The organism is Streptomyces sedi (assembly GCF_006335015.1).
Lineage (GTDB): Bacteria > Actinomycetota > Actinomycetes > Streptomycetales > Streptomycetaceae > Streptomyces > Streptomyces sedi.
Window position 1 is genome coordinate 1 of sequence record NZ_VDGT01000030.1, and the last position, 12,822, is coordinate 12,822.

At 74.4% G+C, this 12,822-nt stretch carries 11 protein-coding genes and 2 pseudogenes; 9 read left to right on the forward strand and 4 right to left on the reverse strand.

All coding sequences use genetic code 11. The features are described 5' to 3' along the window. Nucleotides 1-156 (forward strand): annotated as a pseudogene (locus tag FH715_RS29615) (IS701 family transposase); the annotation flags it as partial. 169 nt (nt 157-325) lie between these two features. Here the strand turns inward: FH715_RS29615 and FH715_RS26505 are convergent. Further along, a pseudogene (locus FH715_RS26505) lies at nt 326-529 on the reverse strand (LysR family transcriptional regulator); the annotation flags it as partial. A 151-nt stretch (nt 530-680) separates the two neighbouring features. Between FH715_RS26505 and FH715_RS26510 the strand changes: the two are divergent. Further along, nucleotides 681-1,136, forward strand: a complete 456-nt coding sequence (locus FH715_RS26510) for a cupin domain-containing protein (RefSeq protein ID WP_139649775.1) — start codon at nt 681-683, stop codon at nt 1,134-1,136. Between the two features lie 227 nt (nt 1,137-1,363). On the opposite strand, the gene FH715_RS26520 is transcribed toward FH715_RS26510, so the two are convergent. Next, nucleotides 1,364-1,834: a MarR family winged helix-turn-helix transcriptional regulator gene (locus tag FH715_RS26520; RefSeq protein ID WP_139649778.1), complete on the reverse strand. Its 471-nt coding sequence runs from the start codon at nt 1,832-1,834 to the stop codon at nt 1,364-1,366. Between the two features lie 122 nt (nt 1,835-1,956). On the opposite strand from FH715_RS26520, the gene FH715_RS26525 reads away from it, so the two are divergent. Together FH715_RS26525 and FH715_RS26530 are read left to right on the forward strand one after the other, a co-directional pair. Further along, nucleotides 1,957-2,835 carry a DODA-type extradiol aromatic ring-opening family dioxygenase gene (locus FH715_RS26525; RefSeq protein ID WP_139649780.1) on the forward strand — a complete coding sequence of 293 codons (879 nt, stop codon included), beginning with the start codon at nt 1,957-1,959 and terminating at the stop codon, nt 2,833-2,835. Between the two features lie 96 nt (nt 2,836-2,931). Next, entirely contained in the window at nt 2,932-3,867 is a 936-nt protein-coding gene (locus FH715_RS26530; protein WP_139649781.1) for an NADP-dependent oxidoreductase, read from the forward strand. Between the two features lie 193 nt (nt 3,868-4,060). Here FH715_RS26530 and FH715_RS26535 read toward each other — a convergent pair whose 3' ends face one another. After that, nucleotides 4,061-4,657, reverse strand: coding sequence for a TetR/AcrR family transcriptional regulator (locus FH715_RS26535; protein WP_139649783.1), 597 nt, complete (start codon nt 4,655-4,657; stop codon nt 4,061-4,063). A 97-nt stretch (nt 4,658-4,754) separates the two neighbouring features. Here FH715_RS26535 and FH715_RS26540 point away from each other — a divergent pair, with 97 nt between their 5' ends. Further along, on the forward strand, nt 4,755-5,798 hold the full coding sequence (locus tag FH715_RS26540; protein ID WP_139649785.1) for an NAD(P)-dependent alcohol dehydrogenase: 1,044 nt from the start codon (nt 4,755-4,757) through the stop codon (nt 5,796-5,798). A gap of 36 nt (nt 5,799-5,834) precedes the next feature. On the opposite strand, the gene FH715_RS26545 is transcribed toward FH715_RS26540, so the two are convergent. Next, entirely contained in the window at nt 5,835-8,648 is a 2,814-nt protein-coding gene (locus FH715_RS26545; RefSeq protein WP_139649787.1) for a helix-turn-helix transcriptional regulator, read from the reverse strand. A 269-nt stretch (nt 8,649-8,917) separates the two neighbouring features. On the opposite strand from FH715_RS26545, the gene FH715_RS26550 reads away from it, so the two are divergent. The 4 genes from FH715_RS26550 to FH715_RS26565 all read left to right on the forward strand — a co-directional run bounded on the left by FH715_RS26550 (nt 8,918) and on the right by FH715_RS26565 (nt 12,760). Further along, nucleotides 8,918-9,862: an MBL fold metallo-hydrolase gene (locus FH715_RS26550; RefSeq protein ID WP_139649789.1), complete on the forward strand. Its 945-nt coding sequence runs from the start codon at nt 8,918-8,920 to the stop codon at nt 9,860-9,862. Next, nucleotides 9,855-11,345: a carboxylesterase/lipase family protein gene (locus tag FH715_RS26555; RefSeq protein ID WP_139649791.1), complete on the forward strand. Its 1,491-nt coding sequence runs from the start codon at nt 9,855-9,857 to the stop codon at nt 11,343-11,345. The genes FH715_RS26550 and FH715_RS26555 overlap by 8 nt, the downstream gene beginning before the upstream one ends. Nucleotides 11,346-11,454: 109 nt before the next feature. Next, on the forward strand, nt 11,455-11,724 hold the full coding sequence (locus FH715_RS26560) for a hypothetical protein (protein WP_139649793.1): 270 nt from the start codon (nt 11,455-11,457) through the stop codon (nt 11,722-11,724). 130 nt (nt 11,725-11,854) lie between these two features. Further along, nucleotides 11,855-12,760, forward strand: a complete 906-nt coding sequence (locus tag FH715_RS26565) for an NADP-dependent oxidoreductase (protein WP_139649794.1) — start codon at nt 11,855-11,857, stop codon at nt 12,758-12,760. Nucleotides 12,761-12,822: the final 62 nt, after the last annotated feature.

The following is a 12,822-nucleotide window of genomic DNA, read 5'->3' on the forward strand; positions in this document are numbered from 1 at the left end:
GAGTGCGGCCTGGACCACTACCAGGTCCGGCTCTACCGGGCCTGGTACCGGCACATCACCCTGTCGATGGCCGCACTCGCCTACCTGACGGCAGTCCGTGCCGCAGAAGCCGCAAAAGGGGCGACGCGGAGGGCGAGCACGACCTCATACCCCTGAGCGTCCCGGAGATCCGCCGGTTGATCGGGCGCATCGCCATCACACCCCGCCACCCCACCAACGACCACCACCTGCGCTGGTCACGTTTCCGCAGACGCAGCCAGGCCCGAGCCCGCCGCTCCCACTACAAACGCCGAGGCCACAACCCCCAGATGCGGTTGCAGTATTAGGCCTCGGGGAGCAGCCGCTCGCCCGCGCCGGAGAGCCGCACCCGGCGGGTGGTGCGGTCGAAGAGCACGACGCCCAGCGAGCGTTCGAGGCGGCGGATCTGCTGGCTCACCGCCGACTGGACGATGCTCAACCGTTCCGCGGCGCGTCCGAAGCCGCCTTCTTCCGCCACCGCGACGAAGTATCTCCACTGCCGCAACTCCATGTCGCCGTACCTCTCGCCTCTCGCGTCGTCCGCCGACTCATCACGAACCGTGATTTCTGTGGGCGACAACTGCCGGTGGTGCGCGGCATCTTCCCGCGCTGTCATGGACCGCGGCTGTTCAGCCGCCTCGCACGACGCTGGGAGCGACATCATGACGGAGAAGGACAGGGCGCTGGTCGTCCGCGCGGACGAGGCCGAGCGGGTGCCGCTCCCGCATGGCGGCGCGTTCCACCTGCTGGCCGACGCGGGAGGTGTCGGTGGGGCCCTGGGCGCCAACCGCCTGACGCTCGGCGTGGGTGCGAGCGGTGCCCGCCCGCACCACCACGCGCTGTCGACCGAGCTGTTCTATGTGATCGGCGGGGTCATGGAGTTCACCCTGGGCGGGCGCGTGGAGGCCGTGGCCGCGGGCGGTGTGGTCTGTGTGCCGCCCGGCCTCACGCATTCCTTCGGCGCGGCTCCGGGGTCGAGGGCCGACCTGTTCGCGGTGCTGACCCCGGGGGTCGACCGCTTCGAGTACTTCCGGGCTCTGGGCCGCGTCCAGCGGGGTGAGGCGGATTTCGGCGAGCTGCTTCCCGAACAGGACCGCTACGACGTGCACTTCCACTGACCGCGCGGACGCGGGCGGCGAGCGCCGGGCGGGGTCGCGGAGTGGGTGGCCTCACCTGTGCGGGTCGGCTTGCCTTTTGCGGCGGCGCTTGACCGCCGCTGGCTTCCCCCGGACTCCGTGGACCTGGTCGGCCTCTCCCCTCTGGACGCCGACCACCTCGGCTGGAGCACCCGCCGGGTGAACGGGCGTTGGGTGCCCGCCTTTCCCCGGGCCTCGGGCGCGGCCTGTCAGCCTCCTTCGTGCTCCCGCCGCACCGTGGCGGCGATGCGGTCGAGGGCGGTGCCCAGGTGGCGGCGCTGGGCGGCGGTGAGCGGGTCGAACACGAGCCGCTGTACCTGTGCGACGTGTGCCGGTGCGCTTTCGGCGAGCTTTTGGCGGCCGGCGTCGGCGAGGGTGGCGAGGGTGTAGCGGCCGTCGGTCGGGTCGGGTCGGCGGGCGACCCAGCCGCGGGCTTCGAAGCGGTCCATCACTTTCGACAGTCGGGGCTGGGTGCTGTCGCAGGCTCGGGCCAGGTCGCTGAGCCGGATCGTCGCGTCGTCGGCCATGGACAGCCGGGCCAGGACCCCGTATTCGAAGTTGGAGATACCGGCCTCTCGCTGGAGCTGACGGTCGAGGGCCGCCGGGAGGGCGATGACGACCGTGAGCAGGGCCTGCCACAGGGCCTGTTGATCGTCGTCGAGCCAGGGTGGGTTGTCCATGGGCCCATCCTACGTGCCCCCGCACCTCGCATCACTTGCTCAGGAAACTCTTGGCGGCTATCTTTTGACTTGCCTTGGCAAGTAAAACCGCTTGCCGAGGCAAGTGAAGGAGCGGGTTTCGGATGACCACCAAGAGCAGCTTGACCTCGATGTCTCCGTCGCGCGCACCAGCGGCGGCATACGACGACTTCCTTGTCCGGGTCCTGCCGCAGGCGCGCGAGCAGCGGGTGTGGAACCCTTCCGACGGGCCCCTGCCCAGCCTCTTCGTCAGCCACGGCGCCCCGTTCACCCTCGACGATCCGCGGTGGCTCGGCGACCTCTTCGCCTGGGCCCGGTCGATGCCCAAACCCCGGGCCATCGTCGTCGTCTCCGCCCACTGGGAACGGGCACCGGTCGCGGTGTCCGGAGCCGCGGCCGGCACCCCGCTGTTCTACGACTTCAGCGGCTTCCACCCCCGCTACAAGACCCTTCCCTACGCGACCCCGGACGCCACCGACCTGGCTCGGCGACTCAGGGGCCTGCTGGCCCCGACGCCGGTGCACCAGTTCGCCGACCGCGGCCTCGACCACGGCGCCTTCATCCCGCTCATGGCCATGTACCCCGCCGCCGACGTCCCGGTCACCCAGTTGTCGATGCCCAGCCTGGCCCCCGACGCCCTGCTGGAGCTCGGAGCCCGTCTGCGGCCCCTGCGCGAGGAAGGCGTCCTCGTTCTCGGCTCGGGCTTCATGACGCACAGTTTCGCCGTCTTCCGCCACCCGGAGCTCGCCGCCGCCACCGCGGCCTTCGACGAGTGGGCCGTCGACGCCCTCGCCCGGGGCGACGCCGATGCCCTCGCCGACTACCGCGACAAGGCGCCCGGCGCCTCGGTCGCCCATCCGACAGCCGACCACTTCGTCCCGCTGCTGTCCGCCGTCGGCGCCGCCGACGACCCCGGCAGCGCCGTGAGCGCCATCGACCGCATGGTGATGGGCAACTCCACCCGGTCGGTGCGGCTGAACTGAGTGCCCCGGCGTGCTTCGCCCGCACGCCCGGTCGCCCCCACACCTGATCGCCCGCCCCTCGGGCGACGACATCCACACACCCTGGAGGAAAGAGTCATGAAGGCAGTCCGTTTCCACGAGTTCGGCGGCAGCGAGGTTCTGCGCTACGAGGACGTGGACCGCCCGGTCCCCGGCGCCGGGCAGGTGCTGGTGCGGGTGGCGGCCACGTCGTTCAACCCGGTCGACGACCACATCCGCGCCGGCGCCCTGGCCGAGATGCTCCCGATCGCTCTCCCGTACGTGCCGGGGATCGATCTGGCGGGCACCGTCGCCGAACTCGGCGCGGGCGTGACGGGCCTGGACGTCGGCGACCGAGTCGTGGCCATGCTGCCCCTGGACTCCGCCGGCGGGGCGGCCGAGTACGCGCTCGCCCCGGCGGAGAGCGTGGTCCCGGCACCTCGGACGATCGAGCTGGTCGACGCGGCGGCGCTGCCGCTGACCGGCCTGGCGGCCTGGCAGACGGCCTTCGAACTCGCCGAGCTGAAGCCCGGTCAGACGGTCCTGGTCAACGGGGCGGCGGGCGCCGTGGGCAGCCTCGTGGTGCAGCTCGCCGCCGACGCGGGAGCGCACGTCACCGCGGTGGACGCGCCGCGCCACGCCGACCGCCTCCGGGACTACGGCGCGGACCGGGTCGTCGGCCCCCTCGACCTCGCCGCGGGCCCGGCCGCCGTGGGCGGCCCGTTCCAGGCCGTGGTCAACCATGTGCGCGTCTCCCCGGAGGAACTCGCGCGGCTGACGCACTACGTCGCTGACGGCGGGGTCGCCGCCAGCACGGCCGGCCCTATACCCGAGGATCCCGCCCGGAAGGTGCGCGCCGCGAACCTGTGGGTCCGCGGCGACGGATCCCAACTGGCCAACCTGGTCGCCAAGGTGGACGCCGGCACGCTCCGGCTCCACGTCGCCGCCCACCGCCCGGCAGCCGACCTGGCCACCGTGCACGAGGACGCCGGCGCCGGACGGCTGCCCGGCAAGACGGTCGTACTCGCTCCCTGACCCACCCCGGCCCGGCCGCCCGCCGTTCCCTCCCGGACCGGCGGGCGGCCCCGCGCGGGCGGCGAGAACCGCCGGCGCCGGGTAAGCCGTCCGCGGGGCCGGTGGGTGGACGGCGCGCCACGGCGTGGCGCTGGACGGCGCAGCCCCCGCCGAATCCGCCGGTCCGGTCAACTGGGCGTCGGACGTCGGGGGTTCAGGGGGCGGTGTCGGGGGCGACGGCGCGGTGGACGCTGTCGCGGAGCAGGGTGCGGCGCTGCTGGTGGGTGCTCGCGGGTTCCTCGGCTGAGGCGGCGTAGACGTTGCTGACGGGTGACCAGGCCATGGACATGGCGATGACCATGGCCATGATGTCGAAGGGGTCTCCCTGCCGGACGCGGCCGGCTGCCTGGGCCTCCGCGACGGCGCGGAGTTTGCGGTCGTCGTAGCGGTCGTGGTCCGCCACGAGGTGCCCGCTGGGGCGCCGCTCCAGGCGTGCCCAGGTCGCGAGCCGGATCAGGTCGGGGCGGTTGAGGTACTCGTCGTAGAGGCGTACCGCCCAGTCGGCGAGGTCTCCGGCGTCGATGGGGACGACGTTGGTGATCCGCTCCAGTGAGGCGAGGAAGATCGCGTCGAAGAGCTGTTCCTTGTTGCCGAAGTAGCCGTAGAGCTGGGCCTTGTTGGTGCGGGCGGCGGTGGTGATGCGCTCGATGCGCGCGCCGGCGATGCCGTACTGGGCGAATTCCTCGGTGGCGGCGTCGATGATGCGCTGGTATGTCGCGGCGCCGCGGCTGCTGGATGGCTGGTCGGGCATTCTCCGCAGGGTAACGGACCGACGGGTCTGTTTGTCGTTCGGGTCGCCGGTGCCCTACGGTGAAAAAAGACCGAACAGTCTGTCTAAGGAGAGAGCGATGCGTTCCACGATCGGCTGGCAGGCGGACAGCGCGACGCGGACCCTGCGCCGCACGGTGTTGGAGCGCCGGGACCTGCGCGCGGACGACATAGCGGTGCGCGTCGAGTACTGCGGCGTCTGCCACACGGACCTCCACGCGCTGCGGGCGCACGGGGGCGGCGCGGACGGCGCGCTGGTGCCGGGGCACGAGTTCACCGGCGTGGTGGTCGAGGTCGGCGACGCGGTCTCCGGCTTCTCCCCCGGCGACCCGGTGGCCGTCGGCAACATCGTCGACTCGTGCGGCGAGTGCCGCATGTGCCAGGTCGGCCAGGAGAACTTCTGCCGCGCGTTCCCGACGCTGACCTACGGCGGGACCGACCGGCAGGACGGCAGGACCACGCTGGGCGGGTACTCCCGCGAGTACGTCGTTCGCGCGGCGTTCGCCTATCCCCTCCCCGAGGGCCTCGACGCGGCCGGCGCCGCTCCCCTGCTCTGCGCCGGCGTCACCGTCTGGGAGCCGCTGCGGGCGCTGGGGGTGGGCCCGGGCAGTGCCGTCGCCGTCGCCGGGCTGGGCGGTCTGGGACACCTCGCGGTCAAGATGGCGTCCGCGCTGGGCGCCACGACCTCCGTCCTCAGCCGGACTCCGGACAAGGTCGGCGAAGCGCGCGGCCTGGGGGCGCGGGAGTTCGTCGTGACCACCGACGCCGCGCGGATGGAGGCGGTGCGGGACCGGTTCGACGTGGTGATCGACACCATCTCCGCCCCCCACGACCTGGCTCCCTATCTGCGCGTGGTCGCGATGGACGGCACCCTCAGCCACCTCGGGCACCTCGGTCCTGTCACCGTGGAGACCATGGACCTGCTCGCGGGCCGCAAGAAGCTCAGCTCGGCCGGCAGCGGCGGGCGTCCGTCCACCGCCGACATGCTGCGTTTCTGTGCCGCGCACGGCATCACCGCCGACATCGAGCTGCTGCCGTCGTCCCAGGTGAACCAGGCGCTGGAGCGGCTGGAGCGCAACGATGTGCGCTACCGCTTCGTGCTCGACATGTCCGACCTCGACTGACGGCGTTCCCTGAGCACCCCGCGGGCCGACGGGTCGTCAGGTGCGCGGTCCTCCGTCGCCACGCGGTCGCGCGGCGGGTGCGCCGGTGGCCCGGTGGGCGATGGGGGCGGTCTCGACGAGGTCGCGCAGCTGTGTGCGGGTGGTGACGCCGAGCTTGGGGAACACCCGGTAGAGGTGGGAGCCGACCGTCCGGGGGGACAGGAACATCCTTTCGCCGATCTCGCGGTTCGTCAGGCCGCGGGCGGCGAGTCGGACGATGTGCTGCTGCTGCGGCGTGAGGCCGGTGAGCACGCCGGGCGCGGCGGGGCGCGGCTCGATGCCGGCGGCGCGCAGTTCGGTGTGCGCGCGGGCGGTCCACGGGAGGGCGCCGAGTCGTCGGAACGTGTGGAGCGCCTCGGTCAGTGGGAGGCGGGCTTCGGCGATGCGGCGCTGCCGGCGCAGCCATTCCCCGTAGTCCAGTCGCAGCTGTGCCCGTTCGAAGGGCCACTGTTCGCCCGTCTCGTCGGCCAGCGCGGCCTGGAAGTGCGCCTCGGCGTCGTCGGGTGCGGCGAGGAGTGCGCGTCCGCGATGCACGAGGTGGCGCACGCGTGCGGTCATGCCGGTGCCGAGGTGGCGTGCTGACCGTTCGAGGACGTGGGCCGCGGTCGCGTGGTGGCCCTGGCGTACGGCGGCGGCGGTGAGTTCGGCCAGGAGGGTGTGGGAGAGGTGGTAGTGGAGCGGGTCGCCGTGCGGGGTGAAGGCGGAGCGGAAGTGGGTGTAGGCGGTCTCGTGGTCTCCTTCGGCTACCGCCGCCAGGCCCAGGGCGCGGCGGGCGAGGACGGTGACGGAGCGGCTTTCCAGCGGGTTGACGAGGGTCAGCGCGTGTTCGGCGTGGGCGCGGGCGTCGGCGGGTTGTCCGAGGAGGGCCGCGGCGGTGGCGTCCAGGGTGCGTGCGCAGGCCTCGGCGTGGGCGAGGCCGTTCTGGGAGGCCGTGGCGGTGATGTCGGCGGCCACCAGGCGGGCTTCGTTCCAGCGGCCCTGTTCGAGGTAGGTCCAGCCGGCGGCGCAGCCGAGGCCGGCCGGCAGCGGGCCGTGGGCCTGCCAGCGTTCGTGTGCGGCGTCGAACGCGCGGGCGGCGAGGGGGGTTTCGTCGAGGAGCCAGGCGACGACGGCGAGTGCGGTCAGGGAGGTGGCGTCGTCCTCGGCTCGGGCGATGAGGTGGGGCAGCGCCGGGGCGAGTGGCGCCGCGTGGGCGGGGTCGGAGACGGCCCGTGTCCAGGCGTGTCGCGCGTCGGCCGCGGAGGGGTGCGGCGGGGTGGGGAGCAGGGCCTCGATGCGCTGCCGTTGGCTTTCCTCGCCTGAGTAGTAGCGGACGACCGCGGCGGCGGCGAGGGCGTCCAGCAGGTGGGGGGAGCCGGTGCGCGCGGCGTCGTCGGCGACGCGGGCCAGCGCGGTGAAGGCGGCCGTGTGGTGGGGGCCCGCCGTCATGAGTCGTCCTGCCGCCAGGGTCGCTCGGCTGAGGAGCGCCGGATCGTCGGTGCGTGTCCTGACCTCGTCGACGAGGTGCTCGACCCAGGCGAGTTGGCCGGTGAGGGCGGCAAGGTGCGCGGCGTCCGCCAGGAGTCGCGCCTGGTCGGCGCGGTGGGGGCTGAGTTCCGCGGCGCGCTGCAGGGCGGTGGCGGCGGCCTCGTGGCCGCCTCGGCGGCGGGCTCGGTCGGCTGTTCGCTCCAGGGCCGCCGCGACGTGTGTGTCGGGTCGGGTGGTGGCGGCGGCGAGGTGCCAGGCGTGGCGGTCGGGTTGGTCGTGCAGGAGGTCGGCGAGCGCGCGGTGGGCGCGGGCGCGTTCGGCGGGGGGTGCGGCGTGGTAGACGGCGGAGCGGGCGAGGGGGTGGCGGTAGGTGGTGGTGGCGCCGTGGTGCCGGATGAGGCCGGCGTGTTCGGCGGGTGTCCACCGGGGGTCGGCGGGCTCGGGGAGGCCGCGGGTGGCCGCGGGGGTGTCGGGGGTGTCGGCGGCGGCGAGCATCAGCAGGGCGTGGCGGGTGGGGGGTGGGAGGTGCCGTGCGTCCCGGGCGTAGAGCGCTTCGAGTCGTTCGGTGGGGGGCAGCGGTCCGTGCGGGGTGTGCCGCGGTGGTTGTCGGGTGGTGGCGGCGCGGGTGAGTTCGATGAGGGCCAGGGGGTTGCCGGCCGCTTCGCGCAGGACGCGGGCGCGGGTGCGGCCGGTGGGCGGTCGGGGTTGCGCGTCGAGCAGTTGGAGGGCGGCGGTGTCGCTGAGGGGGCCGAGGTGCAGGCGCTGGCGGGCGGTGTCGAACGCGGGGAGTTCTGCGGCGGTGCGGCTGCCGAGCAGGAGGGTCACGGGTTCGCCGTCGACGCGCCGGGTGGTGAAGGAGAGGGCGTGCAGTGACGCGGGGTCGACCCGGGGGGCGTCGTCGACGACCAGGAGGAGGGGTGCCGGTCGGGCGAGGTCCGACAGCAGGGTCAGCAGTGCGAGGGAGACGTGCGCGGGGTCGGGGGGTGCGGGGGGTTCGGTGAGGCCGAGGGCGGCGTGGAGGGCGGCGCGTTGGCGTGCCGGCAGGCCGTCGGTGCGGGCCAGTACGGGGCGGAGCAGCTGGTGCAGGCCGGCGTAGGCGAGAGGGGTCTCGGCTTCGCTGCCGGTGGCGCGCAGGACGTGGTGGCCGGCGTGGCGGGCGCGGCTGGTGGCGAGGTCGAGCAGGGCGCTCTTGCCGGTGCCGGGGGCGCCCTCGACGACCAGTACGGGGTCGTGGGGTGGGTGGGCGGTGAGGTGTCGCGCGAGGTGGGCGGTCTCGGTCTCCCGTCCCACGAGGGTCGGGCCGGGGTCCGCGGTCGGGGTGCGGGCGGTCGCCGTCTTGTCCATGGAGGGCTCCGGGGTGGGGGTTCGCGGGGTGTCGGGGGTTCGGCAACGCGTGTGCGGGGGCGCGGTGTTCCCGCCGCCGGGTGCGGTGGCGCGGGTGCGGTCGGGTGACGGATACCGCCGTCCGGGGCGTGCGGCGCAGGATGGCGGAGCGGTTCGGGGTGGCGGTCGAGTGCCCGCCCCCGGGGCCGTCGCGCGCGCCGTCCGAGCGCCGTCGGTGTGTTGCGGCGGCCCGGCGCGCGGCGCCTGTCTGCGGGAGGAGTGGGAGAGGGATGTCGGACACCATCACGTTGGGCGAGGTGACCGTGACCCGGGTCTGGGAGTACTTCGGTCCGGTCGGTCTCGCGCCGCGGGAGTTCGTTCCGGACAGTTCGGCGGAGGCGTGGGAGGCGCACCGTTCGTGGCTGGTGCCGGACTTCCTGGACGCCGGGGGGCGGGCGGTCAACTCGGCGGTGCAGACCTGGGTGTTGCGCAGCGAGGGCAAGACCGTTCTGGTCGACACCGGTGTCGGGAACCACAAGGACCGGCCGTACGCGCCGGTGTGGAGCCGTCTGGAGACGGACTTCCTGGGTGCTCTCGCCCGCGCCGGGGTCCGTCCCGAGGATGTCGACATCGTGGTCAACACGCATCTGCACGTGGACCACGTCGGTTGGAACACCCGTCTCGCGGGCCGGACGTGGGTGCCGACGTTCCCCCGGGCGACGTATCTCATGGCGAGGGCGGACTTCGACTACTGGAATCCGGCCAACGAGGTGGCGACCCGGCTCGGCCGGGGCAACCAGAACGTCTTCGAGGACAGCGTCGCCCCGGTGCACGAGGCGGGGCTGACCCATCTGTGGGAGGGCAGCCACCGCATCGACGGCAATCTGCGGCTGGAGCTCGCCCCCGGGCACACCCCGGGGTCCTCGGTGGTGCGGTTGGCCTCCGGCTCCGACCGGGCCCTGTTCGTCGGGGATCTGCTGCACAGCCCGATCCAGGTCGTCGAGCCGGACGCCAACAGCTGCTTCTGCGAGGACCCGGCCATGGCGCGCGCGACCCGCCGCGAGCTGCTGGGCGCGGCGGCCGACAGCGGCGCCCTGGTCTTCCCGGCGCATCTCGGTGGCCACGGTGCCCTGGAGGTGGGGCGGGCGCGGAATGGGTTCGCCGTCCGGGGGTGGGCGCCGTTCGCCCCGTACGGCGAGCGGGCGCGGGGGCAGAAGGAGTCGGCGGATGTCTGACCGTTCCCGTCCCGTGGTGGCCACCGCGCGGGGGGCGGTGCGCGGGCTGCGCAGGGGCGACGCCCGTGTCTTCCTGAACGTGCCGTACGCGGCGGCGCCCCGGGGTGCCGGCCGGTTCGCGCCGCCGAGGCCGCACGAGCCGTGGGCCGGGGTGCGGGACGCCACCGTGCCGGGGCCGACCGCGCCGCAGTCGGCGCGCCGGCTCGGCGGCCTGGACATGACCCCGTACTTCGGTGCGGGGTGGAGCCGGGGCGAGGACTATCTGACCGTCAGTGTGTACGCGCCGGCGGCCGGCGGCGCGGGGCTGCCGGTCATGGTGTTCGTCCACGGCGGGGGGTTCGTCGCCGGGTCGAATCGGTCCGCGCTGTACGACGGTGCGGCGTTCGCCCGTGACGGCGTGGTCCTGGTCACGGTCAACTACCGGTTGGGGATCGCCGGTTTCCTTGACGTGCCCGGGGCGCCCGCGAACCGCGGGCTGCTCGATGTCGTCGCCGCGTTGCGGTGGGTGCGGGAGAACGTGTCCGCGTTCGGCGGTGACCCGGGCAATGTGACGCTGTTCGGGCAGTCGGCCGGCGCGACCCTGGTCGGCGGTGTTCTCGCCGCCCCGGCGGCGGTCGGTCTGTTCCGGCGGGCGATCGTGCAGAGCGGCAGCGGTCTGGGCGCGTTCACGCCCGAGCAGGGCGCGCGCGTCACGCGGGCCGCGGCCGGGGCGTTGGGGATCGAGCCCCGTGCGGCGGCCTTCGCCCAGGTCCCCGACGAGCGGCTGGTGGAGGCCGCCGGCGGGCTCGCGGGCATCGACCTGCGGACCGGTACCCACGGCGATCCGCTGATGGGGCTCAGCCCGTTCGGTCTGGTGCTCGACACCCAGCCCGCCGTGTCCGTCGCCGGCGGCCTGGCCGCCGGGGTCGACCTGCTGGTCGGTACCAACGCCGAGGAGGGCAACCTGTATCTGGTTCCGGTGGGTGCGTACGACGGCTCGACCGCCGCCGACGTCGAGGAGGCCGCCGCGCGTGCGCATCACGACCCGGGACGACTCGTCGCGGCGTACCGCGCGAGCCGCCCCGGGGCGTCCTTCGGGGAGCTGCGCTCCGCGCTCCTGACGGACGCCCTGTTCGGGGTGGGCAGCCGCGCGCTGGCCGACGCCCACGGCGCCCATCCGCACTCCGCCACCCACGCCTACGAGTTCGCCTGGCGCTCCCCCGCGCTGGGCGGGCGGCTGGGCGCCTGCCACGCCGTCGAGGTGCCGTTCGTCTTCGACGTGGCGGGCCGGCCGGAACTGCGTGGCCGCGACGCGCTGCTCGGCCCCGGCGAGGTTCCCGCCGGGCTCGCCGCCCGCGTCCACGCGGCGTGGGTGCGGTTCGCCAGGACGGGCGACCCGGGGTGGGCCGGGTACAGCGCGGACCGCAGGGCCACGATGCGGATCGACGCCGAGTGGACGCTGGTCGACGACCCGCGCGGCGGGGAACGGCGGGTCTGGGACTGAGCGTTCCGCGCCGCGCCGCCCCCCGGCGGATGCCAACGCGCTTTGGGCGGGCGGCCGTTGGCGGGGTGGGCGGGCGGCGCGGCGGATTCCTTTGGGCGATCATGGGGGCATGACCACTGAGAAGAATTCCGCCACCCCGGCCGGCCCGCGCGAGCGGGAGGCGCTCGCCGGCTCGCTCGTCCCGGCCCTCAGCGATCTCGCCATCGTCACCATCAGCGTCCTGGGCGTCGCGGCCACCATCAGGAGCGTGGCGACCGCCTACCTGACGCAGCGCGGCGAGACCCGGCGTGCGGAGATAGCCGCCCGCGCCCGGGTGGAGGTCGCGCGCATCCAGCGGGGCGCCCCGCCCGTCCCCCCGGCGGAGTCCGCCGACAGCTGACCTCGGGCCGCCCGCCACGGGGCGCGGACGCGCGGGCGCGGCGACTTGCCGCTGACACCGGTGTCAGCTTTTAGCGTGAGGGCGCGGCGCTCGTCGAGCGTCGCGCCACCTCACGGGAAGGCAGAACGTCATGCGCGCAGTCCGCTATCACGAGTACGGCGGTGTGGAGACCCTCGTGGTCGAGGAGGTGCCGGAGCCTCGTCCCGGGCCCGGGGAGGTGCGGGTGCGGGTGCGGGCGGCCGGTGTCAACCCGGTGGACTGGAAGGTGCGTTCGGGCGCGGCGCGCGCCGTGATCCACGTCGATCTGCCGGCGATCCCCGGACGGGACGCCGTCGGCGTCGTCGACGCGCTCGGCGAGGGCGTGCGGGGGGTGGACGTCGGCGACCGGGTCTTCGGGCTGGGCGGGGTCACCGGCGCGACGGCGGAGCTGGCGGTGCTCTCGGCGTGGGCGCACGCCCCCCGTGCGTGGAGCGACGAGGAGGCGGCGGGCGCCGGTCTGGCGTCCGTGACGGCGATGGGCGGGCTGCGGCCGTTCGGTTCGCTGCGCGGGCGCACGCTGCTCGTCGAGGGGGCCGCCGGGGGTGTGGGCAGCGCGGCGGTCGAGATCGCGGTGGCCCGGGGGGCGCGGGTGATCGGGACGGCCAGCGAGCGCAACCACGCGTTCCTCACCTCGCTCGGGGCCGTGCCCACCCGCTACGGTCCCGGTCTCGGTGAGCGGGTCGCCGCCCTGGCCCCGGACGGTGTCGATGTCGCGCTGGACACCGCGGCCTCGGGGTCCCTGGCGGACCTGGTCGCGCTGGTGGGCGGCGCGGACCGGGTGACGACGGTCGCCGACCACGCCCACGCGCCCGCGCTGGGGGTGGTGGTGGCCAACGCGGAGAACGATCCCGGCTTCCTCGCCGAAGCGGCCCGGCTGGGCGAGGAGGGCCGCTACACGCCACGGGTGGAGCGCTGCTACCCGTTCGAGCAGCTCGCGGAGGCGCACGCGTACGTCGAACGCGGACACACCAGGGGGAAGGTCGTGGTCCGGCTCTGATCCGGTCGCGCCTGAGGGCTCCCGAGGCTTCGGCTCCGGGGGCCGCCTGTCCGCGGGGCCCG

Coding starts and splice junctions, on each gene's coding strand:
- FH715_RS26510 (WP_139649775.1), top strand. CDS start 681: ATGACGGAGAAGGACAGGGCGCTGGTCGTCCGCGCGGACGAGGCCGAG.
- FH715_RS26545 (WP_139649787.1), bottom strand. CDS start 8,648: ATGGACAAGACGGCGACCGCCCGCACCCCGACCGCGGACCCCGGCCCG.
- FH715_RS26560 (WP_139649793.1), top strand. CDS start 11,455: ATGACCACTGAGAAGAATTCCGCCACCCCGGCCGGCCCGCGCGAGCGG.
- FH715_RS26565 (WP_139649794.1), top strand. CDS start 11,855: ATGCGCGCAGTCCGCTATCACGAGTACGGCGGTGTGGAGACCCTCGTG.
- FH715_RS26540 (WP_139649785.1), top strand. CDS start 4,755: ATGCGTTCCACGATCGGCTGGCAGGCGGACAGCGCGACGCGGACCCTG.
- FH715_RS26555 (WP_139649791.1), top strand. CDS start 9,855: ATGTCTGACCGTTCCCGTCCCGTGGTGGCCACCGCGCGGGGGGCGGTG.
- FH715_RS26535 (WP_139649783.1), bottom strand. CDS start 4,657: ATGCCCGACCAGCCATCCAGCAGCCGCGGCGCCGCGACATACCAGCGC.
- FH715_RS26525 (WP_139649780.1), top strand. CDS start 1,957: ATGACCACCAAGAGCAGCTTGACCTCGATGTCTCCGTCGCGCGCACCA.
- FH715_RS26520 (WP_139649778.1), bottom strand. CDS start 1,834: ATGGACAACCCACCCTGGCTCGACGACGATCAACAGGCCCTGTGGCAG.
- FH715_RS26550 (WP_139649789.1), top strand. CDS start 8,918: ATGTCGGACACCATCACGTTGGGCGAGGTGACCGTGACCCGGGTCTGG.
- FH715_RS26530 (WP_139649781.1), top strand. CDS start 2,932: ATGAAGGCAGTCCGTTTCCACGAGTTCGGCGGCAGCGAGGTTCTGCGC.